General features: G+C 61.1%; 19 protein-coding genes. 11 read left to right on the top strand and 8 right to left on the bottom strand.

From position 1 onward, the window contains the following. The first annotated feature begins 95 nt into the window (after nucleotides 1-95). From C0V73_RS11660 to dusA, 5 genes are all read left to right on the top strand, one after another. Nucleotides 96-1,496 (top strand): L-serine ammonia-lyase, encoded by a 1,401-nt coding sequence (locus C0V73_RS11660; RefSeq protein WP_102020141.1) that lies wholly within the window; start codon nucleotides 96-98, stop codon nucleotides 1,494-1,496. 262 nt (nucleotides 1,497-1,758) lie between these two features. After that, nucleotides 1,759-2,196, top strand: coding sequence for a DUF1489 family protein (locus C0V73_RS11655; protein WP_102020140.1), 438 nt, complete (start codon nucleotides 1,759-1,761; stop codon nucleotides 2,194-2,196). Between the two features lie 87 nt (nucleotides 2,197-2,283). Continuing rightward, nucleotides 2,284-3,369 carry a DUF1176 domain-containing protein gene (locus tag C0V73_RS11650; protein WP_102020139.1) on the top strand — a complete coding sequence of 362 codons (1,086 nt, stop codon included), beginning with the start codon at nucleotides 2,284-2,286 and terminating at the stop codon, nucleotides 3,367-3,369. 139 nt (nucleotides 3,370-3,508) lie between these two features. Then, nucleotides 3,509-4,120, top strand: a complete 612-nt coding sequence (locus C0V73_RS11645; protein WP_102020138.1) for a tyrosine-protein phosphatase — start codon at nucleotides 3,509-3,511, stop codon at nucleotides 4,118-4,120. A 55-nt stretch (nucleotides 4,121-4,175) separates the two neighbouring features. After that, entirely contained in the window at nucleotides 4,176-5,243 is a 1,068-nt protein-coding gene (gene dusA, locus C0V73_RS11640) for a tRNA dihydrouridine(20/20a) synthase DusA (protein WP_102020137.1), read from the top strand. Nucleotides 5,244-5,322: 79 nt separating this feature from the next. Here dusA and C0V73_RS11635 read toward each other — a convergent pair whose 3' ends face one another. Then, entirely contained in the window at nucleotides 5,323-5,535 is a 213-nt protein-coding gene (locus C0V73_RS11635) for a cold-shock protein (protein WP_006724570.1), read from the bottom strand. A 447-nt stretch (nucleotides 5,536-5,982) separates the two neighbouring features. Between C0V73_RS11635 and C0V73_RS11630 the strand changes: the two genes are divergently transcribed. Next, a complete protein-coding gene (locus C0V73_RS11630; RefSeq protein ID WP_102020136.1) occupies nucleotides 5,983-6,615 on the top strand; it encodes a J domain-containing protein in 633 nt (210 codons plus the stop codon). A 359-nt stretch (nucleotides 6,616-6,974) separates the two neighbouring features. Here C0V73_RS11630 and C0V73_RS11625 read toward each other — a convergent pair whose 3' ends face one another. From C0V73_RS11625 to uvrB, 4 genes are all read right to left on the bottom strand, one after another. Further along, on the bottom strand, nucleotides 6,975-7,481 hold the full coding sequence (locus C0V73_RS11625) for a hypothetical protein (protein WP_102020135.1): 507 nt from the start codon (nucleotides 7,479-7,481) through the stop codon (nucleotides 6,975-6,977). A gap of 1,107 nt (nucleotides 7,482-8,588) precedes the next feature. Next, nucleotides 8,589-10,304 (bottom strand): hypothetical protein, encoded by a 1,716-nt coding sequence (locus tag C0V73_RS11620; protein ID WP_172450136.1) that lies wholly within the window; start codon nucleotides 10,302-10,304, stop codon nucleotides 8,589-8,591. Nucleotides 10,305-10,344: 40 nt separating this feature from the next. Then, a complete protein-coding gene (locus C0V73_RS11615; RefSeq protein WP_102020133.1) occupies nucleotides 10,345-11,313 on the bottom strand; it encodes a winged helix-turn-helix domain-containing protein in 969 nt (322 codons plus the stop codon). A 90-nt stretch (nucleotides 11,314-11,403) separates the two neighbouring features. Next, a complete protein-coding gene (gene uvrB / locus C0V73_RS11610) occupies nucleotides 11,404-14,463 on the bottom strand; it encodes an excinuclease ABC subunit UvrB (protein WP_102020132.1) in 3,060 nt (1,019 codons plus the stop codon). Between the two features lie 227 nt (nucleotides 14,464-14,690). Here uvrB and C0V73_RS11605 point away from each other — a divergent pair, with 227 nt between their 5' ends. Further along, a complete protein-coding gene (locus C0V73_RS11605; RefSeq protein WP_143708336.1) occupies nucleotides 14,691-15,602 on the top strand; it encodes a hypothetical protein in 912 nt (303 codons plus the stop codon). Between the two features lie 34 nt (nucleotides 15,603-15,636). Here C0V73_RS11605 and C0V73_RS11600 read toward each other — a convergent pair whose 3' ends face one another. Beyond that, on the bottom strand, nucleotides 15,637-17,616 hold the full coding sequence (locus C0V73_RS11600) for an EAL domain-containing protein (protein WP_102020130.1): 1,980 nt from the start codon (nucleotides 17,614-17,616) through the stop codon (nucleotides 15,637-15,639). Nucleotides 17,617-17,951: 335 nt separating this feature from the next. Here C0V73_RS11600 and C0V73_RS11595 point away from each other — a divergent pair, with 335 nt between their 5' ends. Further along, entirely contained in the window at nucleotides 17,952-18,302 is a 351-nt protein-coding gene (locus C0V73_RS11595) for a DMT family protein (protein WP_102020129.1), read from the top strand. Nucleotides 18,303-18,356: 54 nt separating this feature from the next. Here C0V73_RS11595 and C0V73_RS11590 read toward each other — a convergent pair whose 3' ends face one another. Continuing rightward, nucleotides 18,357-18,794, bottom strand: coding sequence for a hypothetical protein (locus C0V73_RS11590; protein WP_102020128.1), 438 nt, complete (start codon nucleotides 18,792-18,794; stop codon nucleotides 18,357-18,359). A gap of 137 nt (nucleotides 18,795-18,931) precedes the next feature. On the opposite strand from C0V73_RS11590, the gene C0V73_RS11585 reads away from it, so the two are divergent. Further along, nucleotides 18,932-19,708, top strand: coding sequence for a helix-turn-helix transcriptional regulator (locus C0V73_RS11585; RefSeq protein ID WP_102020127.1), 777 nt, complete (start codon nucleotides 18,932-18,934; stop codon nucleotides 19,706-19,708). Nucleotides 19,709-19,714: 6 nt separating this feature from the next. On the opposite strand, the gene C0V73_RS11580 is transcribed toward C0V73_RS11585, so the two are convergent. Next, a complete protein-coding gene (locus C0V73_RS11580) occupies nucleotides 19,715-20,101 on the bottom strand; it encodes an acyl-CoA thioesterase (RefSeq protein WP_102020368.1) in 387 nt (128 codons plus the stop codon). Nucleotides 20,102-20,283: 182 nt separating this feature from the next. On the opposite strand from C0V73_RS11580, the gene C0V73_RS11575 reads away from it, so the two are divergent. Together C0V73_RS11575 and C0V73_RS11570 are read left to right on the top strand one after the other, a co-directional pair. Further along, nucleotides 20,284-22,095, top strand: coding sequence for a methyl-accepting chemotaxis protein (locus tag C0V73_RS11575; RefSeq protein ID WP_102020126.1), 1,812 nt, complete (start codon nucleotides 20,284-20,286; stop codon nucleotides 22,093-22,095). Nucleotides 22,096-22,260: 165 nt separating this feature from the next. Continuing rightward, nucleotides 22,261-23,049, top strand: coding sequence for a hypothetical protein (locus tag C0V73_RS11570; RefSeq protein WP_102020125.1), 789 nt, complete (start codon nucleotides 22,261-22,263; stop codon nucleotides 23,047-23,049). Nucleotides 23,050-23,237 lie beyond the last annotated feature (188 nt).

Genomic DNA, 23,237 nt, shown 5'->3' with positions numbered 1-23,237 from the left:
GTCGCGGCCATGAAAGCCGATGTCGATTGCAAGGCGCATTCGTGTTAGGCGATGCTCTAGCCTTTGCGCTTTAATGTTCGCATGCGAGGAGCCCCATGTTTCTTTCGGTTTTCGACGTGTTCAAGATCGGCGTCGGCCCCTCGAGTTCCCACACCATGGGTCCGATGACGGCGGCCAACCGGTTTCTCGATCTCATTCTCTCCGACCAGTGGCCGCGCCCGGCAGGCGCCCATGTCGCAGCGCTGAAGGCCAGCCTGCATGGTTCGCTCGCCTACACCGGCATCGGCCACGGTACCGGCAATGCCGTCATCATCGGTTTGATGGGTGAGGCGCCCGACAGCATCGATCCTGATCGGATGGAGGGCATTATAGCCGAGGTGGAACGAACAGGTCGTGTCACGCCACCCGGCCATCCGGCCTATCATTTCCAGCCAAAGGACGATCTCGTCTACGACAAGAAGACCCCATTGTCCGGCCATGCCAACGGCATGCGGCTGTCGGCGCTGGACAAGGACGGGCGCGTCCTGCTCACCCAGATCTATTACTCGATCGGTGGCGGCTTCGTCGTAACCGACACCGAGCTGCTCGCCATGCAGAAGCAGAAGAAGCAGGCCTCGGCGCAAAAGGTGCCGTATCCCTTTGCCTCGGCCAAGGAGATGCTCGCAATGGCCGCCGCCTCCGGCATGACGATTGCGCAGATGAAGCGTGCCAATGAGGAAGTCGTCCGGTCCCGCGAGGATCTGGATGCCGGTCTCGACAGGCTTTGGGACGCGATGTCGAGCTGTATCGACCGTGGCCTGCGCCAGGACGGCCAGCTGCCGGGCGGATTGAAGGTCCGCCGCCGCGCAAAATCGATCCATGATCAGCTGCAGGAGGAATGGCGCTCGAACCGTCTCAACCCTGTTCTCGCCAATGACTGGCTCTCGGTCTATGCCATGGCGGTCAACGAGGAGAATGCGGCCGGCGGCCGCGTCGTGACCTCTCCGACCAATGGCGCTGCCGGCGTCGTGCCCGCCACGATCCGCTATTACCTGCATTTCCATCCCGACGCCGATCAGCAGGGCATTCGCGACTACCTGCTGACGGCTGCCGCCATCGGCGGGATCATCAAGCACAATGCCTCGATTTCGGGCGCTGAGGTCGGCTGTCAGGGCGAAGTCGGCTCGGCCTCTGCCATGGCGGCCGCCGGTCTTGCCGCCGTCATGGGCGGCACGCCGGAGCAGATAGAGAACGCCGCTGAGATCGCGCTCGAACACCATCTCGGCATGACCTGCGACCCGGTCGCCGGCCTCGTTCAGGTCCCCTGCATCGAGCGCAACGCGCTGGGCGCCGTGAAAGCCGTGACGGCGGCCTCGCTCGCACTCAAGGGCGACGGCGTGCATTTCGTGCCGCTCGATGCGTGCATCGAGACGATGCGCCAGACCGGCAACGACATGAGCGAGAAATACAAGGAAACCTCGCTCGGTGGTCTTGCCGTAAACGTCGTCGAATGTTGATGCGGGCAGGGGAATAGCCCTGTCCCGACCCGTCTGCCGTCATCCTCGGGCTTGTCCCGAGGATCTGCTACGCGAGCTTTGCCCCCGACGGTAAAGGTCGCATATCCAAACCATCGTTGACCGGATAGCCCCACCATTTGTAGATCCTCGGGACAAGCCCGAGGATGACGGTGCGTCGTGAAACACACCGAAACTGTTGAGCACGTCCCCCTGCGACACCCCAGCCCTTGACCCGACGCAGGGACCGGCTATCTCGGGTGTCATGGCACTGCATCTCCTCAAGCTCTGCGTCGGAGCCGACTCCATCGACGATCTGCGCGACTGGGTCGCCGAACGCTGCCTCGTGGCCGTGGCGGCGGGTCTTGAACCGCATAGCTCGCATGTCACCCGCATGGTGCCGAAGCGCATGGAAGAGCTGCTTGATGGTGGTTCGCTTTACTGGATCATCAAGGGCCAGTTGTCTGCCCGCCAGAAGCTGCTCGACATCAAGACCTTCACCGGTGGCGACGGCATTACGCGCTGTGAGCTGATCCTTGGCCCCGAGGTGATCGAGGTCGCGCCGGCTCCGCGCCGCCCCTTCCAGGGCTGGCGCTATCTCGATGCCGACGCCGCGCCGCGCGACCTGTCCGCGTCCGGTGCGAATATCGAGGATATGCCCGACGACCTGAAGCGGGAACTGGCTGAACTCGGGCTGCTCTGACGCCTGATGTCGCGGGCGTCACGGCTTGTCGCCCCGCATATCTGAGGATACCTTCATCTCCGGGTGGATCGTAGTCCCGGGGGAATCATGCCGTCATTGAAATCGCCTTTTCTCGCCTTGGCGCTGGGCTTCGGTGCATTTCAGCCTGTTGTCGCTCAGGAGCCGTCGATCGATTTGAAATTGTTCGGCAAACATGAGATTGAGGGAGGCCTCAGCACCTGCCATCTCGCCTTTTGGCAGAGCAACAAGGATCCCGAGACGGACAAGTATGCCTATCTGATCTACATGCCTTACGATAAGGACGGCGTGCAGATGCAAGCGGTCATCGAGATTGGTAAGGATAAGATCGCGCTGAACGAGGGTGCACGCGGCGATTTCGATCCGCCGCCGCGGCTCGGCTACCGGCTCTATTCCAGCGCCGACCATGCGACGCATGTGCTGGTGCGGATTGAAGAGGCGGTCGTCACGGGATCGCTGCAGACGGTCAGCAAGGCGACAGTTACCGTGGTCCGCGAAGATCTTCCGCCTTTCATTGCGGGTGCCAAGGGCGTCATCGGCTGTCCCGGCTCCTCGGCACCCGAGACGGCTCAAGCTGTGCCGGAGCCTGTCTCTGACGAGGGCGCCGCCGCTGGCGGACCTTCACCCTATACCGGTCCGGTCGGGCTGCCGCTCACCCCGCCTGTCACGCTCACGGCCACCAGCGAGGTGCCCCCGGCTGTTCGCAGCGAGATCGCGACCTATGCGCCCGACGAGTGCAGCGAGCCGGACACGCTCGCCTATCCCGGCCAGCGCTATGCGGTGAATGACAATTTCATTCTCTGGGAAGTCCCGTGTTTCCTTGGCGCCTATCAGGGCACGAGCATTTTCGCGATCACACAAAACCCGCCGGCCGACTGGGCAACGATGCTCAGCCTGCCCAATCCGCCGGCGCTGGAGGGCGAGAACAATGCGCAGATGATGAACCCGGAGGTCTTTGCCGAAAAGGGTGTCTTCATCTCGACCTCGCTTGGGCGCGGCCAGGGCGATTGCGGCACCTACCAGGTTTTCCGCCTGATGGACGCGCCGGGCGAGACCTTCGAGTTCCAGCTGATGGAATATCGCGAGAAGGTCAACTGCGACGGTGTCCAGTCCGAGCCGTCCGAATGGCCGCTCCAGTTTCAGGCTGGTGAGTGAGGGCAAGGCTCGGCAGGTTGCGTGGACTTTTTTGGTTCTGCGCCCGCGGGTCTGAGCCTTGCCATCGAAACAGCTGAATCGGGGACCATGAGCCGCAGGGTCAGGCCGATCGTTCGGGCCGGGACCGGGGGAATTTGCAATGTCGAGTGTCGAGGAGAACAATGTGAACCTGGAGCGCGGGGCGCGGCCTGTGCGCGGATGGCGCAGGATTGTCTGGCGGTCGGGCCTCACCCTTGCCGCGCTATTCGGTGCCTATGTCGGCATCCTGATCCTGTCGGGCAATTTCCATGAAGTCTTGCCCGGCCAGCTCTACCGCTCGGCGCAGCTCTCCGGTGCGCGGCTGGGCGAGGAGATCGACCGTTACGGCATCAAGACGGTCATCAACCTGCGTGGCGAGAATGTCGGCAAGGTCTGGTATGACGACGAGATCGCAGCCACCGCGGCGCATGGCGCCACGCATGTGAATTTCGGCATCTCGGCGCGCAAGGATCTGACGCCCGAAAAGGCGCAGCAATTGCTGACCCTGCTCAAGACCGCGGAACAGCCGATCCTGGTGCATTGCATGTCGGGCGCCGACCGCACGGGGCTGGCTTCCGTGATCTTCCTGCAGCAGGTCGCCGGCATCGACGAGGAGGAAGCTGAATGGCAGCTCTCGCCGATCTACGGCCATATCAATCTGCCCTTCCTCGCCGCCTATGCCATGGACGATACCTGGGAGCGGCTCGAAAAGGTGATCGGGCTGGACAGCTGAGCGTGGGCCGGTCGGCATGGTGTCTTTTGCGGGGAAACATGCTAAGGGCGCGGCCATGACGACAGAAACCGATTTCCTCACCCGCGACATACCCGGTCCCAAGCCCTATGGGCGGGCGGTGTTTGCGGTGGCCCCGATGATCGACTGGACCGACCGGCATTGCCGTTTCTTCCATCGGCAGCTCTCGGGCCAAGCACTGCTCTATACCGAGATGGTGGTGGCCGACGCGATCATCCATGGGCCGCGGGAGAAGCTGCTTTCGTTCAACGGTGAAGAACATCCGGTGGCGCTGCAGCTTGGTGGCTCGGATCCGGGAAAGCTGGTCGAGGCGGTCCGGATCGCTTCGGATTATGGCTATGACGAGATCAACCTCAATGTCGGCTGTCCGTCGGACCGGGTGCAGTCGGGGACGTTCGGGGCGTGTCTCATGCAGACGCCCGAGGTGGTCGAGGCCTGCGTTGCGGCGATGAAGAAGGTGGCGACGGTGCCGGTTACCGTCAAGTGCCGAATCGGGGTGGATGATCAGGAGCCGGCCGAGGTGCTACCCGATTTTCTCGCCCGGATGATCGGGGCGGGGGCGGATGCGGTTTGGATCCATGCCCGAAAGGCCTGGCTGAAGGGTCTCAGCCCGAAGGAGAACCGGGAGATCCCGCCGCTGGATTACGAGCTGGTCTACCGGATGAAGCGGGAGAACCCTGACGTTTTCCTCGGCATCAATGGCGGGATCAGCGATCTCGATCAGGCGGTCGAGCATCTCGCTGTCATGGATGGTGTCATGCTCGGGCGGGCGAGTTATCACAATGCGACGCTGCTTACCGAGGTCGATCATCGGATCTATGGCGCGGCGGCGAAGCCGGTCGACTGGGATCAAGTGCGCGATGGCATGATCGGCTATGCGGAGCGGGTGATCGCGTCCGGCGGGCGGCTCAACCATGTCACGCGGCATATGGTCGGGCTGTTTCAGGGCTATGCCGGCGCGCGGCGCTATCGGCAGATCCTGTCGTCGGAGGCGACCAAGCCCGGCGTTTCACCTGACTTGATTGCCGAGGCCTTTGCGGCTGTCGACATATCAGGCGGGCCGAAGACACAGGGCGCTTCGAGCAGCTCTGCCGCTGCGGAATAGGTTCTAGCGCGGTTTTCCGGCGCTTTTATGCCCTGAAATCGAAAATGGCGTCCCGGGGGACGCCATTTGAAATCTGTAATCAGGCAGCCTGGATGTTGACGGCCTTGGGGCCCTTGCCCATGCGGTCCGGCTCGGTGTCGAAGGTGACCTGCTGGCCGTCCTGCAGGGTCTGGAGACCCGAGGCCTGGAGCGCGGAGATGTGGACGAATACGTCCTTCGCGCCGCCTTCCGGGGTGATGAAGCCGAAGCCCTTGTCCTGGTTGAAGAATTTAACGGTGCCCTTGGTGGCCATGGGAGAGTTCCTTGTTCCCGAATTTCTTGTCGTCTGCGCCACGGCCGGCGGACCGGAAGCGGCTGGTTGAAGTTCCGCCGAAACGGAACCGTCGAGTGGTCGCGATAACGGGGAAAGAACGTCTACCGGCGGGAGAAGGCCCCCATGACCGCAGATGCGGTCCATACAAGTCAGTCCAGTCTCCGGGATCTTTGGTGCCCGAACGGAGAAAGAGGTAGGGGCATTTTCGGACCTTGGCAAGTATGAAAAGTCACACTGTGCGGTGCAGCAGCGTGGCAACGGGCTGAAATCCTTGAGTTTTGAGGGGTGGCGGTCGACCCCAGCCGCCCTCCTGCCACCCCCTCGACCCTGCCCGTTACCGATTTTTCGGTCGGGGACAGAGCGGTGTTCCGTCTTGAAGCAGCCGCCATCCGGGTTTAGGGGAGGGGTGGCTGGGCGCGGGAGTGGATGAGTATGGCGAAGACGGGTGCCGCAGTGATCGACCCTTACGAGCTCCTGGGCGTGGCCCGCGATGCCGACGAGGCCGCCATCAAGGCCGCCTATCGCAAGGTGGCGAAGACCGCCCATCCGGATGCCGGCGGCGACGCTGAGGCCTTCGCCAAGATCTCCGCCTGCTACGACCTGCTGAAGGATCCCGTGCGCCGCCGCGTCTTCGACGATACCGGCTATGATCCGCAGCTCGCCGAGCCCACCGACCTCAAGGGGTTGATGGTGCTGGAGACGCTGATCAACGACATGATCCTCGACGAGCGCGAGCCGGGCTCGTTCGATCCCGTCGCTGGCCTGCGCCGCAAGCTCACCGACGACATCCTCAAATGCCGCTTCCATATTCTCGAGCTGGAGCGCCACCGGGCGCGGGTGCGCAAGCATCTCGACCGGCTCGGCCGCCGGCCGGAGACCGACGTGCTCGGCTCGATGCTCCGGGCCCGGGCGCAATCGATTACCGATGCGATCAAGGCCTCGGAGGTGCAGATCGGCGCGATCGAGCGGGCCTATTCCATGCTCGAGGGCTATTCCTACGAGATGGAGCCGCTGCCTGTTGAGGTCGAGGCCGAGGATCTGCCGAAGGCGGCGGAGTAGGGGCTCCGTTTTTCCCCTCCCAAACCCTCCCCACAAGGGGGAGGGCTTAACCTCCCGGCACTGTTTGCGGTTGCCCTTGCCTGCGGCATACCTCCCTTTGTCGGCTGCGCCGACATCTTTCCCGCAGGTGGGGAGGCTGGAGGCCGGGGCCTCGTGCTTCGAGGGGCGCAATCGCGCCCACCTCAGCATGAGGGGATAAGCTGCGGGTTGCCACCCTCCCCTTGAGGGGGAGGGTCGGACCGCAGGTCCGGGGTGGGGTGACCACATGTCCGGATATCCGTTGTCGCCCGGCGCGGTGTCACCCCCACCCGCCGCTTTGCGGCGACCTCCCCCCTCAAGGGTGAGGTGGGTGTGCGCCCTCATGCGGCGGTGCCCGGAGTGGCGGCTTTGGGCTTTTCCGGTTTGCTGTGGTGCCAGGCGAGGCGGTAGAGGGCTGTCGTGTGCGGGTCGGGGTCGGTGGCCTGCCAGTCGGCAAGCGCTGTCCGTTCGCTTTGCGGATGCAGGCCGGGGCGGGTGTGGATGCGGTGGAGCATGGCCAGTGCCAGGCGAAGCTGGGCGGCAGTCTTGGTGTCTTCGGGCCATTGGCGGGGCTCGGTGGTGGGACCGACATGCGGCTCTACCTCGCCAAGCATGGTCTGAAGCAACGGGTGCGCCGCGGGTTTGGCCTTTGCCGCGCAGGGCGGCAGGCCTGCGCCCGAGGCCAGCGGCCGATCGGCGCGCTGCGGTTCGCCGGAGCAGTGCCGGTTGCGCCGGCATTGGCGCCGCCGGCAGGTGAGGGGGACTGCGTGTTCGTCGAGCACGTCGCGCAGCAGGCGCAGGTCCAGCGGTTCGGGCCTGGGGTCGTCGGCGGTTGTCGGTTCTGGCATGTCGGCCTCCTGGTGGTGAGGTGTTTCGGGAATTGGCGAAATAGGGAAATTCGAAGGGGCTATCTCCCCCCTTGCGGGGGAGAACGGAAAATCGAAGGCTTAGGCGAGCGTAAGCCGCCTAAACTTCTGATTTTCCAAGAGAGGGGCAGCGTTCCGTTGGCGCTCAGCTTACCGAGCCCCCCTCTTGCGAAATCTGAGGTTTGGCCCTGACCGGGCCAATTCCTCGATTTCGCTTTCTCCCCCGCAAGGGGGGAGATAGGCCGCCGCATGCTTCGCCGCCGGTCGGGATTGCTCCCTCCGGGTGGGCTGAAATTTGTCTCGGACGAGGCGCCAGAAGCAACCTGTCTAAGTAGTTTTATGTGGCTCCTTCCGGCGCCTCGTTCGGCGTCTATTCCCGCTGCATGCGTCTCTCTGGCAAGGCGGCGACGGTCCTCGGGTCAGGCCCGAGGATGACCGGGCGTAGGGTCCGGCTGCGACGTCACCGTGAGATGACGCTTCAGCCTGGCCGGTGGCCCGGGAGGTTCCCGCCGGATGGTGCACCAATCCGACCGGGACCCTCGCCCGGGGGATGATGCCATGGCCATTGGCGGCCCGGCGCTCATCCCCGCCGTTTGTTTCGCCCCGCTGTCTGGATGTTCGCGACAGCGCTGGCGCCTTGTCTGTGTGCCTCTGAGGCACGTCCTTCCGATCAGGGGTTTCAGGCGTCGGGCATCCGACCGTCCGCCATCACTTCCACCCCTTCGTCCGGAGGGAGACCGTTGCAGCGGGCCGGGGATTTGTGCCTGCGAGAGCACGCCACCCCGGCGCCGGCCCCGCCTCGCCTGACATCGCATCGTCAGGTGTATCCGAGGGCGGGACGGGGATGAGTCTACGAGGGTGGAAATGGTGGGGGATGAAAAAACATGTCGGGGTTTGATTTTGTTGGGGGATTTCTCAAGGTCATCCCCCTTTTTTCGGGATATGGAGTGGTTTGACGTGATCGCGCGGCCTCAGAAGGCTTGTGTCTGGATCCTCGGGTCAAGCCCGAGGATGACGATCTTTTTGGGGGATGGAAGTCGCGGGATTTGGTGTGCGCTACCCACGCAACCTTGAACGGAACCAGGGGCACTAGTGTTTTTTGGATCCCCATATCTCTTTGATTAGTGCCAGCGTATACTCAACTGCGTTCTGCGCAGCGACCTCTTGGAAATTCTTGGTCTTTTCCTCGCCCCAGTCGCAAATACCTTTGATAAGAGCAAAAGGTATCCCTTTGACGCTCGCTGAAGTCTGAATCCCAGCGGCTTCCATCTCTCCTCCAGCCGCTTTAGGGTCCATAGACATTATTAGTGCCTTGAAGTCCTTGTCGTCGACAAGCTTCTCTCCAGTTAGCATAGCTCCGACGTGAATCTTAAACTTCCAGGAATCTCCCGCCGAGTTTAAAGCGTAAGACGGTACCTGCGGGTGAAGTGTGACGCTTGGTCCGCGGAAATGAAATTTGCCCTCCCTAGCAGCAGCAGACTCATACATTCTTACCCCGTCAGCAACGATCACGTCACCAAGTGTCTGTTTTTTCTGATCTGCACCAAAGCATATGCCGGTTGAAATAGCATAGTCCGGCCGAATAGTATTGAATAACTCGTGAGATACGCGCTGGCTTCCGCCTACATTTCCGCTTCCCATTGAGGTGCGTATATAGTGAATATGGATCGTATCGTACAGGCTGTACGTATTGTAAAAATATTCACCCGCGCGGTTTTTTCCTATGTGTTGAAAATTGTTAATCAAAAGCAGTGATTTTATAATTTCATCTTCTATTTCCGTAGCGGAGAAGAGGACAATATTATTTCTAGCCATTTTTAACTTATCCTCATCATCCATCGCCTTTGCGAAGAGCATATCTGCGTCAATAAGATCTCGAGTAGTTGAAGCGATTACCTCACAATAGGCTATCGGATCGAAATTTTGACCAAGCGATCTGACGTGAATTTCTAACCGTCGTAGATATGGGATGTAGATGCTTCGATCTCTCGTTTGCCCATCATTGCGCGAAACTGTGCGTTGAACGATGCCCAGGAACCTGTTCTTTGCTTCTATAAATTTGTGAAAGTCATTGTGTAGAATAAACGAGAGTAAGGTTGATGCGTACTCTTCACTGACTATAAGGCGATCCAAGCCCAAAGCGCTTAGGATGCTAAAATTTAGGGCAATATCAAAGAAAGGGAACTGGTCAACGTCTTCTAGAACTGGGTCATTGAATAGGCCCGTTGGGCTGACCATGTCATGCGCGTCCGCATAGTGCATCTTGAATAACTTTGATGAAATATCTCCCAGAAGCCTAACTTCTTGAGGCTTTGGTTCTATTTTAGAAATAATATAGAGAGAATAGGTTGCCGCGAAATTTTCTTCCTGCAGCTCATTTTGAATAAAATTTCGTTGTGCTTTAACTCTGCTGATTTCATCATAGGTAATCCAGTTAGGAATTGCAGATGCAGAGACAAGGTGCGTCAGCTGCGCCTTAATATATCTGGTCGTGTCAAGCTTCGGAGATTTGCTAAACGCCTCCCTCAGTGGCTGATACCTCGCGAAGTAGCATTTGTAGTGATCCCTCCTATTTCCATACATATCCTTTCTGTTGTCCAGAAAGCTTTCAAAGTCATTCTCGGAATTAATTAGTTTTAGCTTACCTGATCTGCAAAGGTATTTGATTAGATCAATATTTCCACGGTCTTTGGAGAGCAGCTCCTGCGTTTGCGCGAAGGATGCGTACGTATTTCCCGCAGTCATCATGCAGCAGACTTTGATGAACTTCGAAAGCTCCGACTCGGTCCATTTCAAATTCCTCATACTCAGCAATTCCCGATTCAGGAAACTGAGGAATACGGATCTAAACGTCTTCTGAGAGTAATTGTTCATGTAGCAATCGGAATGTATATTTGGACCAGGCGTCCATATGATCAAACGAATTTGGAATGCGTTGTAATCCTCTCCACTCCAAATTGGTAATACCTAAAATTGAATTCGACAATGCGAATTCGTCCTTAATTGACACCTGAGATACTATGCCAATTTGCGCGTGTCTTTCTGGAGATATTTGATCCGACACCACTCCCAAGTATGAAATTTTCTCGATACTTTTTCCCAATTCGTTTGGCAGAAAGTAGAAGAAGTTCGAAATCTCTCTTACATTTGCGTTTTCAAATCCGACACCGGACTGATCGAATAGATCGATGTCATCTTCTTTGATTGATCCAGAAATTCCAACAGAGTAAAAATTCGCAGTTTCCTTGTATTTTTCATCAAACTCAGTCGGCATATAGCAAATAACCGAATTTTTATGTCTAATTACAATGAAAAGTTGAATTTCTAAATACTTTGTCCGGTCAACTTTACCTTTTGGGAAAAAATCTCTCCTGAGGCTGCGCCAGTATCTCATTGGAACAACATCTGATGGCATAATTTTATTATGGAGCCGAAGGTTCATATCCTCCTTGAGGGCGCACATGACTGGAGTTTGGTCGACTTCTCTTCTGCGGTCCCGGCCTATATATATTCTTCGGTAGCTACGATCATATGCTCCCCCTTCCGCCAGTTCCCTTAATCCGAAAGTCGCTGGCGCGTAGCGGTAAAACCTTGATTGGGATCCGTTTTTGCGAATGTCCGTGGAGAGACGCGCTTGGATTGTTTTATGGGGGGTTCGGCCCGCTATCTGCTGGCTCAGTTCTTTATGCTGCAGGATGCAATCAACAATTTCACCCGCAGTTGCTGGTCGCCCCAGTATACGGAGAGCTAATTCCGCCACTGCTTTGTATCGTTGTGTTCCGACAACCGCAGAAGTCGTGTAAGGGGGTTTCATTGTCTCAAGCACCCGGATTCTGCGCAGAATATGCGCGTTTTAATTGTACCTGCTGATTTCAGACAATGGAAGTAAAAAGCTAAGACGTCTTTATCGGCCCGGGCGCCCCGTCTTGCCCTTCGTCCTCGGCTTGCGCTTGCCATCGCCCGGATCCTCGTAGGAGCCGGCGCCCGCGCGGGCGCGGATGATGGGGCGGGGGTCGTCGGACCCCCTCACCAAGTTCGCCTCGCCAATCGGCTTCGCCTCTTGGGGCGAACTATCCTCCCCCACCAGGGGGGAGGAGGGCGCGCGCGGCTTTTCCGGCAGCTTGCCGGTCACCGGTTTTTCGGTGCGGCCGACGGTCATTTCGTCGAGGGTGTTTTTGCGGAAATAGGAGCTTTCCGGGCCGGATTTCGGCAGGGGGACGGCGCCGTCGGTGCCGGCGCCCATGTCGTCGATATGGGGTTTGGAGAAATAGCTGCCCTTGCCTTCCGGGGTGCCCGACTTGTTTCGGCCCGAGGTGGAGATGCGGGGCTGCCCCTCATCCGCCCTGCCGGGCACCTTCTCCCCGCCAGCGGGGAGAAGGGGGGGGCTGCGGCCCTTCGACGTTTCCTGCGACTTGGATTCCTGCTTGGCGATTGGGTCGTCCATCGCGGCGAGTTCGACGGCCTTGAGGCGTTTGATTTCGTCGCGCAGGCGGGCGGCCTTTTCGAAGTCGAGGTCGGCGGCGGCGTTGCGCATGTCTTTTTCGAGCGCGTTGAGATGGGCCTGGAGGTTGTTGCCGACGAGGTGGCCGCCATCGGCGAAGCCCTTGCCGGAGACGCCGGAGATGTCGGCGCGGACGTGGTCGCGCTCGTAGACGCTGTCGAGGATGTCGGAGATGCGGGCCTTGACGGATTCCGGTGTGATGCCGTGTTCGGTGTTGTAGGCCATCTGCTTTTCGCGGCGGCGGGACGTCTCGTCCATGGCGCGCTGCATGGAGCCGGTGATCTGGTCGGCATAGAGGATGACCTTGCCGTCGACGTTTCGCGCGGCGCGGCCGATGGTCTGGACCAGCGAGGTTTCCGAGCGGAGGAAACCTTCCTTGTCGGCATCGAGGATGGCGACGAAGCCGCATTCGGGGATGTCGAGGCCTTCGCGCAAGAGGTTGATGCCGACAAGCACGTCGAAAGCACCCAAGCGAAGATCGCGGATGATCTCGATGCGCTCCAGCGTGTCGATGTCCGAGTGCATGTAGCGGACGCGCACGCCCTGTTCATGCAGGTATTCGGTGAGGTCTTCGGCCATGCGCTTGGTGAGCACGGTGACGAGGGTGCGGTAGCCCTTCTGGGCGGTCTCGCGGATCTCGCCGAGCACGTCGTCGACCTGGGACTTGGCCGGGCGGATTTCGACCGGCGGGTCGATGAGGCCGGTCGGTCGGATGACCTGTTCGGTGAAGACGCCGCCGGCTTCTTCCATTTCCCAGCTGCCGGGCGTGGCGGAGACGGCGACGGTCTGGGGGCGCATGGCGTCCCATTCCTCGAAGCGCAGCGGGCGGTTGTCCATGCAGGAAGGCAGGCGGAAGCCGTATTCGGCGAGTGTCGCCTTGCGGCGGAAGTCGCCGCGATACATGCCGCCGATCTGGGAGACGGAGACGTGGCTCTCGTCGATGAAGAGCAGCGCGTTGTCGGGAATGTATTCGAAGAGCGTCGGCGGCGGCTCGCCGGGTTTGCGGCCGGTGAGGTAACGTGAATAGTTCTCGATGCCGGCGCAGGAGCCGGTGGCTTCGAGCATTTCGATGTCGTAGCGGGTGCGCTGTTCCAGGCGCTGGGCTTCGAGCAGGCGGCCGCCCTTTTCGAGTTCGGCGAGGCGGATTTTCAGCTCGTCCTTGATCGCCTTGATGGCCCCGTTGAGGGCGGGGCGCGGCGTGACATAGTGGCTGTTGGCGTAGATCTTCACCGACTTCATGTCGCCGGTCTTCTTGCCGGTGAGCGGGTCGAATTCGGTGATGCTCTCGATCTCGTCGCCGAAGAGGGTGATGCGCCAGGCGGCATCCTCCAGGTGGGCGGGGAAGAGTTCGATCGTGTCGCCGCGGACGCGGAAGGAGCCGCGGACGAAGTTGATGTCCTGGCGCTTGTATTGCTGGGCGACGAGGTCGGCGAGCAGCTGGCGCTGGTCGATGCGGTCGCCGACCGACATCTGGAAGGTCATGGCGGTGTAGGTTTCGACCGAGCCGATACCATAGATGCAGGAGACGGAGGCGACGATGATGCAGTCGTCGCGCTCGAGGATGGCGCGGGTGGCGGCGTGGCGCATGCGGTCGATCTGTTCGTTGATCGAGGATTCCTTCTCGATGAAGGTGTCCGAGCGCGGCACATAGGCTTCCGGCTGGTAGTAGTCGTAATAGGAGACGAAATATTCGACCGCGTTGTCGGGGAAGAAGTTCTTGAACTCGGAATAGAGCTGGGCGGCAAGCGTCTTGTTCGGCGCGAGGATGACGGCCGGGCGCTGGGTGGCCTCGATCACCTTGGCCATGGTGAAGGTCTTGCCGGAGCCGGTGACGCCGAGCAGGACCTGGGTGCGGTCGTTGTTGGATAGGCCCTCGACGAGGTCCTTGATGGCGGTCGGCTGGTCGCCGGCGGGTTCGAAGTCGGAGGCCATGCGGATCGGCACGCCGCCTTCGGATTTCGCCGGGCGGGCCGGGCGATGCGGCATCCAGAGTTCGCCGTTCTTGAACAGCGGGTTGCCGCTTTCGATCAGGGCGGAGAGCGCCTCGACGGTCGCCGTGACGGCACCGGGGGCGAGGGATTCGGCTTCCTCGAGCGAGACGTCCATGCCGGCGATCGGATTGAGGCCGGCGGCGGCGCGGGTCTTCGGATCGGTGGAGGCGCCGATCGAGACGCCGCGGGAGGTTTTGGTCGAGGTGGTGTTTTTCGCGGTGGGTTTGGTAGTCGCCTTTTCGAGCGCGACCTTCTCCGCATGGCGGCGGGCCTCGATCTCGATCTTCTTGCGGTGTTTGCCGGCTTTCGAGGCCAATTCGCGCTGGCTCTCGACCGTGGAGGCTTCCGCCTCGGCCTCCAATTGCTTTACCCAGTCCGACACCGATCCGGACAGGGGCGCGCCTTCGAACGAGGCTTGCGGGGCTTCCTCGAATCCAGTCGAGGGGGCGGAGGATTTGGGAGATTTGGCCATGGCCGGAATATGGAGAAGGGCGGCGGCAAAGGGAAGGGGCGGGGCGGGATAATCAGAACGAAAACGCAACGGGGAAGAGGAGGTTGTTGCCAGCGTGGTGGCAGGAGGGTGGGGGTGTTAAAGCGGGACAGGGATGTGTTGCGAAGACTGGCGGGGTTGCGCATAGTGGCGCTGCAACCGATGGGAGACGCCGTATCCATACCGCTCATTCGCCCGCACAGCCGTCGATGTCGATGGAGCCGGACTGGTCCGCCGTCAGCGCGGTCGTTCTCGCCCAGAGCACGCGGCGTGAGAGCCTGCTGCGCCAAGAGCGAATGCTCAAGATTTGCGGTCTGGGCATCATTGCGTCGGCCTGCGGTGCCGGGCTCTGGCTGAGCTATCTCCGGTCCGAACCGGAAGTCTTGTTCGCGACGCTTTTTCTGGCATTGCTCGCGCTGGTCCCGCTCTTCACGATGATCGCGGCCAAGCAGCGTCGGTTCCAGACGGATTTCTACATCGCGATCCTGCCCCTGCTTCTGCCTGGCCTCGACCAGTGGTCGATTGTTACCAGGAAGCCGGCACGACAGATCGAGCGCATGCCGGGTCATTATTTCGTTCCGCGTGACGAGATCGACTGCGATTTTCATATCGAAGGCTCTCTGCACGGCATCCCGTTCTCGGTGACGCAGGCGGTTCTGCGGCATTCGCCGGCTGAAAACCCCGAGACAACATTTCGAGGCCTCATTGTCTGGACGCGGGTTGCCAACGCGTTTCCCGGCGACTTCGCTGCCTTGCGCCGTCCGCCGAAAGAACGTTCGCTGTGGCGGGGTACAGTCTTGCCGGACAGGCTGATGCCAATTCCAAACGCAACACATCTGAGGCGTTGGGCCTATGACTTTGTCTCAACGGATCCCGAGTCAGGCGATGTACGGTTGAACGGTATGGTCGGTGCGATCGGCACTCTGCTGACGCTGAAGCTGGACGACCTGCCGCAAGTGGCAATCAGGGGCGCGGACGCATTCGCGCTGCTTCCGCTGCCACGCTTTGGCTGGGATGGCGACACGCCAGCGCACACTCTCGATGTCGAGCGGGACGTCCGACCTTTTGCGGCCAGGCTGCTGAGTGTGTTGCAGGCCCTGGATGCGGTGCGGAAGGTCTAGACACGCTGCCTGGGCTGCCGGTTGAGCGTTTAACTCACGCCACCGACAGATGCTTGGCTTTTGCCTTGCGCTTCAGGTCCGCGGTCGGCTGGTGCTCGGCGATCCAGGTGTCCAAGGCGCTTGGGGGCATGGGGCGGGCGAAGAGGTAGCCCTGGGCGGTGCCGCAGCCGAGGCGGGCGAGGATGGCGGCGTCTTCGGGGGTCTCGACGCCTTCGACGACGATCTCCAGGGACAGGGACTGGCCGAGGCTGACCATGGCGGAGATGAGCTTCTGGTTGGTCTCGCTGCGGGCGACGTCCTTGACGAAGCTGCGGTCGATCTTCAGGCGGTCGACCTTGAGGCCGATGAGATAGGCGAGCGATGAGTGGCCCATGCCGAAGTCGTCGACGGCGAGCTTGTAGCCGGCCTGTTCCAGCTGCTTCAGCTGTTCGTCGGCAAGCGCCGGATCAAGGATCGCCTCTTCGGTGATTTCGACTTCCAAGGCCGAGGGGTCGACGTCGTGTGCTGCAGTCACACGGTGCAGCATCGAGGCGACGGAATAAAGGGCAAATTCGCGCGGTGAGACGTTGAGTGCGACGGTGACGTCCTTGAGGCCGAGTGCCGGCAGGCGGCGGGCGAGCAGGCAGGCGTCTCCTGCAATGCGGGCCGTCAGCTGTTCGGACAGATGCACCGTGCGGGCGGCATTGACGATCTCCGGCGGCGAGACGAAGCCGAGCTGCGGATGCTGCCAGCGGACCAGAGCTTCGAAGCCGGTGATGCGCCGGCTCATCAGATCCACCTGCGGCTGGAACCAAGCGCCGAGGCTGCCGGTGTCGATCGCTCGTTCGAGATCCTGCTCGATGATGCGTTTGCGCTCGGCATTGCGGCGCAGATCGGGATCGAATTCGCGCAATTGGCGACGGTCGCCACGCTTGGCGTCATAGAGGGCCATATCGGCGCAGGCGAGCAGCTCCTCTGCATCGTCTGCATGATCGGGATAGGCGGCAAGGCCGACGCTGAGGCCAACGACTGCCTGGCGCTGGTGCCAGTGGATTGGACGGCGGCTTGCCTCCAGCACTGCGGCAGCATGGGCGCGGGCGCGCTCCAGGGCTTCCGGGCCGCTGACCACCACGGCGAATTCGTCGCCGCCGAGACGGGCGATCAGGCTACCATCCTCGACGATGAAGGAGAGGCGGGCTGCGATTTCGCGAAGCAGGGCGTCACCGGCGCTGTGGCCGAGCGTGTCGTTGATCGACTGGAAGCGCTCGACGTCGAAGATCAGCAGCGCCACTTGCTCCTTTACGACCGTTGCGCGCGCGATGTCACCGGCCAGTCGCCCGTGAAAGAACATGCGGTTGGCGAGACCGGTCAGCGTGTCCCGATTGGCAAGGGCCTCAAGACGAGAGTTCTGGCGTAGAATATCGCTGTTGGCGCGGGTCAGGCTGTCGGCCAGGGCTGTTGCCTCATGACGCGCCACCTGACTGCTGACGAACATGTTTTCCGCCCAGATGCTGCGGCGGATGAAGACGAAGATCATCAGGGAGAGGCAAAGGCCGACCAAGACTTCGTTGAGCCGCCATATGCCAATGAGATTGATCATCAGGGAGATGAGGATCGGGATCGAATAGTTCAGCGCCAGTGGTGTGTAGCCGATCTGCTTGATGACAGAGCCGGCCGCCATGCCGCCCATCATCAGGAAGAGTGGTGCGTGTCGTCCGAGCGGTTCGAAATTCGCCACCGTCCAGGGAAGGGCTGCCCAGATCAGCCCGAGGGCAAGGGCGCCGAGCGACAGGATGGTCAGGCTTCCCTTGGGCGCCGACATCAGCGCGCCGCGCCGGGTCAGAGCCTGCATCGCATAGGCCCGTGCAGCGATCACGACGATTGCGCTACCGAACCAGGCGAGGCTTGCCCAGGTCGTTTCGTCATGAACGTGGAGGATAAAGATGCAGACGCAGAGCGTGATGATGTTCAGAACGAGGGTCGAACGATAGCCGTCAGCGATGTCCGCCACCTGGGCTTGCAGCACTGCCGGCATTGTCCCGCCGCTTCGGCTCTCACTCAACCACATAAAACAAAGCCCATACCGATCGCAATAAATACTCAATAACAAGAGCGACTTAACGGGATGTTACGGCAACTTTGCGCAATTTAACGAGAAATCATCGGCAACTTTTTGGCGACCTGACGACCGGGCTTACCTCGCGCTTAGCGGGCAGCCGAGCGTCAATGGCTGTGGCTCAAGTCTCCGCAGGTTGTAAAACAGGCTGTGGCCTTGTCTGACGGCTACACCATCCTCGTTCCATATTGTTATGACCAGATAGACAGCGCGACTCGGGGTCGCGTCACTATCCTCCCACGCACGAGTTTTCCATGCCGAGCTTTTCCCCCGCCGCTCTCTGGCCCATCCTGCTTCTCTCCCTCTCCAATGTTTTCATGACCTTCGCCTGGTATGGGCATCTGAAATACAAGACGTCCGCGCTCTGGATCGCCATCCTGGCGAGCTGGGGGATCGCCTTCTTCGAATACTGCCTGGCAGTGCCGGCCAACCGGATCGGCGCCGAGGTCTATTCCGCCGCGCAGCTGAAGACGATCCAGGAAGTCATCACGCTGATCGTCTTTTCCGGCTTCTCCGTGTTCTTCCTCAAGGAGAGCCTGACGATCAATCACGCGATCGGTTTTGCGCTGATCGCCGCGGGCGCGGCCTTCGTCTTCCGCGGGTAACGAGAAGGCGCGGCTTGCCAGCCGCGCCCCTCCTTCTGAAAGCATCTGCTTTCCTCAACGGTGTGCAACCACCGGTCCTGTCTCTAGCCGCCAGGCGGGCAGGACAATGGCGAGCATCAGCACCGTGTTGAGCAATACGTTGACCGTGGCGCCAGCGACGAAGGAGCCGGTGCTGTCGACGAAGAACCAGGCGAGTGTCGCCTCGATCAGCAAAAGGCGAGCGAGCCTGGGATCGACCGGGAGCAGCCGGTCGACGACGAGCCACATCATCACGCCCCAGCCGACCATGACCCCGCCGCCGATGGCAGCAAGCGCACGGGCCGCCTGGTGGTCGAGCGTCTGTTGACCGTCAAACGGCCAGAAGACGATATCGGTGAGCCAAGTCGCGGGCAGGGCGGTGGCCGGATGGGCGCCCAAGGCCACGAGCAAGCCGAGGAGTACGACGAAGAGGCTGTTCAGTTTCAGCCAGGTGGATGTGAATTCGGGGGACATTTGCGGTCTTCCTTCTTGGTTGCGATGGACCGACCATGCGAAGCGGAAGAGACTGCCGCAATTACCGCCGAGGTAAGTGACGGCATTGGCTGCGCGTGGCAGATAGTCAGGAGCCCTAGCTTCGAAAGAGGATCGTCATGGCATTGGAATTCGGCGGCCAGCTCCGGACCTGGCGTGGCAAGCGGCGCATGAGCCAGTTGCAGCTGGCGCTCGCCGCAGAGGTCTCTGCCCGCCACATCGCCTTTCTCGAAACCGGGCGGGCCAAGCCGAGCCGACGCATGGTGCTGCTGCTGGGAGATGCGCTGGAAGTGCCAAGGGCCGATCGGAACCTGATGCTGGATGCGGCAGGGTTTCGAGCCGCCTATGCCAGCCGTCCGCTGGATAGCGCTGCCATGGAGCCGATCCGCAAGGCGATCACCCATATGATCGAGGGGCATTCGCCCTATCCCGCCTTTGTCTTCGACCGACACTGGAGGGTGCTGGATGCCAATGCCAGCGGTCGTGCCATGCTGGCCGGCTTTGGGCTCGATGCCGGCGACAGCTTCATCGATTTTCTGCTTGCGCCCGGGCGAGGTCCTGACCTGGTGGAGAACTGGGCTGAGGTGGCGCATCACCTGGCGGCACGGTTTCGGCTGGAGAGCGCACATCTCGGCGGCGATCCGGTGCTAGAGCGGGCAGCAGCCGGGCTCGCCTTCGGACCGGAGCAGCAACATGACGAGCCGGCCAAGGGTGGCGACCTGCCGCCTGTCCTCACCGTGCGCTTTCGGCTCGGCGGACAGGTCTATCCGATGTTTTCGACGATGACGCAGTTTGGCACCGCCGAAGACATTGCGCTGGCCGATATCAAGATCGAGATGTTCTTTCCGACGGATGCGGCCTGCGAGGCGCTGTTCCAGCAGATGGCGGCCGGGTGATCCTCGTCAAGAGGCTGGCACGGGTGTCGGCTTGCCGTCGGCATCCAGCGCCACCATGACGAAGGTGGCTTCCGTGACCTTTTCCATGATGTGGGTGAGATAACGCTGGGCCCAGGTTTCGACCTTGAGCGTCATCGATGTACGACCGACGCGGGATATCTCGGTATAGACGCAGAGGGTGTCGCCGATCTTCACCGGCATGGCAAAGGCCATTTCCTGGACGGCGGCAGTGACGACGCGGCCGCGGGCACGTTCTGCCGCCCGGATGCCGCAGGCGAGGTCCATCTGGGCCATGACCCAGCCGCCGAAAATATCGCCGGCGGCATTGGCATCGGCCGGCATGGCAAGCGTACGCAGTGTCAGTTCGCCCGTGGGTTTCGCAGTCGCGTCGATCATGTCTTTTCGATTCTCTTTTTCTGTTGCGCGCCCAGAAAACGGGGCGTGTGCTGCAGGCGCCACTACTAAATTTTACGGGCGAAAAAGTGCCCCTCACTTTTCGTAGGCGCGCATTTACGGAAATTAGAACTGATAAATATCAAACTTTAGACATTATGGAATTTTTCGGGGGTGGAAGAATGAAAATCATGTCTCTGTCGGTGCGCCTTTATGCACTGGTCGCACTGGCTCTGGCAGTCCTTGTTGGTGCGCTGACTTACAGCCTGTTTCAGTCCTACGACACGCTGGTGCATGAGCGCCGCATGGGTCTGGCGCAGATCAATGACAACGCTGTCGCGATCCTGAACAAGTATCACAAGATGGAGCAGGAGGGCACGCTGACGCGCGAGGAGGCGCAGGAGCGGGCCAAGGATGTGATCGGCGCGATGCGCTATCAGCCCGATGGCTACATGTGGATCAATGACATGCAGCCTGCCATGGTCATGCATCCGATCAAGCCCGAGCTGAACGGCAAGGACCTGAGCCAGAACAAGGATCCGAACGGCAAATTCCTGTTCGTCGAGTTCGTCAACACGGTGAAGGCCGGCAAGGAAGGTTTCGTCGACTACTACTGGCCGAAGCCCGGCTTCGAGGAGCCGGTCGAGAAGCTGTCGCATGTCATCGGCTTCGATGCCTGGGGCTGGGTTGTCGGTACCGGTGTCTATTCGGACGACCTGGCGGTGCTGTTCCGCGGCACGGCGATCCGCTATGGCGTGCTGATCGGCTTTGCCACCATCGGTCTCGTCTTCTTCGCCTATCTCGTGGTTCGCAGCGTCGTGAACCCGATCAACCGCCTCAAGGGCGCCATGCAGGACATCGCCGAGGAAAAGGTCGATGTCGAAGTGGCCGACACCAATCGCAAAGACGAGATCGGCGGCATGGCGAAGACGCTGCAGGTGCTGCGCAACAGCGTTCGCGAGCGTATCGAGCTGCGGGACCGCGAGGTGCAGCAGCAGGCGAGCCTGAACGGCGAGCGCGAGCGCAACGAAATTAACTTGCGCACAGCATCCGAACGGCAGAACCACGCGATCAACGCGCTGGGTTCGGCGCTGGAGCGGCTGGCCGAGGGTGACCTCACCGTGCAGATCGGCGTGATCGGCTCGGAATATGAAAAGCTGCGCGACGACTTCAACCGTGCGGTGGAATCGCTGGGTGGCGTTATTGCCGCGATCAACCAGACGAGCGAGATCGTGACGTCTTCTGCCGGCAATATCAGCGAGGCGACCAACAACCTGTCGAAGCGCACCGAGCAGCAGGCAGCAGCCCTTGAAGAAACGGCGGCGGCGCTCGATGAGATTACCGCGACCGTTCGCACGGCGGCCGAGCGCGCCAACGAAGCACGCCAGATGGTGGCCGAGACGAAGACCAGTGCCAACCGTTCTGGTCAGATCGTGCGCAATGCTGTCGATGCCATGGGCCGGATCGAAGGGTCTTCGCAGAAGATCAGCCAGATCATCTCCGTGATCGACGAGATCGCCTTCCAGACCAACCTGCTGGCGCTGAATGCCGGCGTCGAGGCGGCGCGTGCCGGCGAAGCGGGTCGCGGCTTTGCGGTCGTCGCCCAGGAAGTGCGTGAACTCGCACAGCGCTCGGCCAATGCGGCGAAGGAGATCAAGGTGCTGATCAGCGCATCGGCGGCCGAAGTCGACACCGGCGTGGGCCTTGTGCGTTCGACCGGCGAGGCGCTCGTCGAGATCGAGGCGCTGGTCAACCGCGTCAACGAGAGCGTCAACACGATCGCGACCGCTGCCAAGGAGCAGGCGACGGGGCTGGCCGAGATCAACACCTCGGTCAACCACATGGACCAGATGACCCAGCAGAATGCGGCGATGGTCGAGGAGACCTCGGCGGCCGGCCAGTCGCTGGCGGAGGAGAGCTACAATCTGCGCCAGCTGCTCTCGCGCCTCAAGGTCAATGCCCAGCAGGCCATGGGCCATCGCCGGGCGGCCTGATCGTCGACAAGCATCGTCGGCACAGACGAACGAAAAGGGCCGGTGGAGTGATCCACCGGCCCTTATTTCTTGCGGCGAATTCCTGGCGAATTCCGTTCATGGCGCATTAAGCCGGGAGACCTTAAGCTGGTTAAAGTTGTCCCATATGGGGCCATCGAGGGTGAAATGAGTTTTGTGTTTTCGTCCCTTGGCAGCCGGCTCACGGTTGCTGTTTTCGCAGGCTTTCTCGTTACCGGCTGCTCCGGCAGCGACCGTGTGCCCTTTGCCGATATCGGCGGGCCAAAGGCGGGCGACCAGTTGATCGGCAAGGTGGATCGCGCCCGCGACGGACGCGTCATCGTGGGGCGGGTCGGTGATCCCCGGGCGGAGGCTGCGGCCTATGCCCCGGCGGCGGGCGCGCAGAATGGCGGAAGCCAGGGGCTCGATTATCTCGATACACCCAACATGGCCGAGAGCGACGGGCTGCAGGCGGCGCCTGTGATGGCGGCGGCGGAGCCTGAGATGGCCGATGGGGGCCAGGGCCAAGCGATGAGCGCGATGGTCATTCCGGATGGCGGCGTGAACATCGATGGCGAGCTCGGGATTGGGCCGGCACCGCAGGTGTCGGATCCCGGCTCGACGGAGATGGCAAGTCCTGTTGGCGTGCAGCCGCATATGGTGACCGAGGGCGGGGCGATGGCGATTGCCGAGGGCAATACCAGCCAGCCGGTGGTGGACGGGATCGGCTTCGACGAGCCGACGCAGATCGTGACCGGGCCGAGCGGGGCCCCGATGGCGGAGACGCAGGTTGCCGAGCAGATGCCGGAGGAGGGCGGGATCCTGCCGCTTTCGGTCGACAGCGGCAATTCCGGCCTGGAGGATCCGGTTCCGGTCGAGACCCGACGGGTCGCGGCAAAATCTGCGCCGGGGGGCAAGGATTGCTCGCTCTATCTCGATAAGCGGAACTGCCGCTGAGGCAGCCGTTTGCTTGTTGCGCTAATTCGGGAATTTCCTAAATCTTGAGGGTGCTTGTGGCGCGCGTTGGTGGTTGCGTGGAGGGATCCGGTTGCGAGGAGCGTACCGGGATGGGTAAGGCTGGGCTTGCGGGCGAGGTGGCGGAGGCCTAGAGGCAGGGCAGGTCTTGTGCAGCGGCCTGATGGTCG

This window comes from Rhizobium sp. TH135 (assembly GCF_002855515.1).
GTDB lineage: Bacteria > Pseudomonadota > Alphaproteobacteria > Rhizobiales > Rhizobiaceae > Allorhizobium.
The sequence above is the reverse complement of the archived record's forward strand: the minus strand, read 5'-3'. Positions and strand labels throughout refer to the sequence as shown.

Coding starts and splice junctions, on each gene's coding strand:
- C0V73_RS11660 (WP_102020141.1), top strand. CDS start 96: ATGTTTCTTTCGGTTTTCGACGTGTTCAAGATCGGCGTCGGCCCCTCG.
- C0V73_RS11655 (WP_102020140.1), top strand. CDS start 1,759: ATGGCACTGCATCTCCTCAAGCTCTGCGTCGGAGCCGACTCCATCGAC.
- C0V73_RS11650 (WP_102020139.1), top strand. CDS start 2,284: ATGCCGTCATTGAAATCGCCTTTTCTCGCCTTGGCGCTGGGCTTCGGT.
- C0V73_RS11645 (WP_102020138.1), top strand. CDS start 3,509: ATGTCGAGTGTCGAGGAGAACAATGTGAACCTGGAGCGCGGGGCGCGG.
- dusA (WP_102020137.1), top strand. CDS start 4,176: ATGACGACAGAAACCGATTTCCTCACCCGCGACATACCCGGTCCCAAG.
- C0V73_RS11635 (WP_006724570.1), bottom strand. CDS start 5,535: ATGGCCACCAAGGGCACCGTTAAATTCTTCAACCAGGACAAGGGCTTC.
- C0V73_RS11630 (WP_102020136.1), top strand. CDS start 5,983: ATGAGTATGGCGAAGACGGGTGCCGCAGTGATCGACCCTTACGAGCTC.
- C0V73_RS11625 (WP_102020135.1), bottom strand. CDS start 7,481: ATGCCAGAACCGACAACCGCCGACGACCCCAGGCCCGAACCGCTGGAC.
- C0V73_RS11620 (WP_172450136.1), bottom strand. CDS start 10,304: ATGAGGAATTTGAAATGGACCGAGTCGGAGCTTTCGAAGTTCATCAAA.
- C0V73_RS11615 (WP_102020133.1), bottom strand. CDS start 11,313: ATGAAACCCCCTTACACGACTTCTGCGGTTGTCGGAACACAACGATAC.
- uvrB (WP_102020132.1), bottom strand. CDS start 14,463: ATGGCCAAATCTCCCAAATCCTCCGCCCCCTCGACTGGATTCGAGGAA.
- C0V73_RS11605 (WP_143708336.1), top strand. CDS start 14,691: ATGTCGATGGAGCCGGACTGGTCCGCCGTCAGCGCGGTCGTTCTCGCC.
- C0V73_RS11600 (WP_102020130.1), bottom strand. CDS start 17,616: ATGCCGGCAGTGCTGCAAGCCCAGGTGGCGGACATCGCTGACGGCTAT.
- C0V73_RS11595 (WP_102020129.1), top strand. CDS start 17,952: ATGCCGAGCTTTTCCCCCGCCGCTCTCTGGCCCATCCTGCTTCTCTCC.
- C0V73_RS11590 (WP_102020128.1), bottom strand. CDS start 18,794: ATGTCCCCCGAATTCACATCCACCTGGCTGAAACTGAACAGCCTCTTC.
- C0V73_RS11585 (WP_102020127.1), top strand. CDS start 18,932: ATGGCATTGGAATTCGGCGGCCAGCTCCGGACCTGGCGTGGCAAGCGG.
- C0V73_RS11575 (WP_102020126.1), top strand. CDS start 20,284: ATGAAAATCATGTCTCTGTCGGTGCGCCTTTATGCACTGGTCGCACTG.
- C0V73_RS11570 (WP_102020125.1), top strand. CDS start 22,261: ATGAGTTTTGTGTTTTCGTCCCTTGGCAGCCGGCTCACGGTTGCTGTT.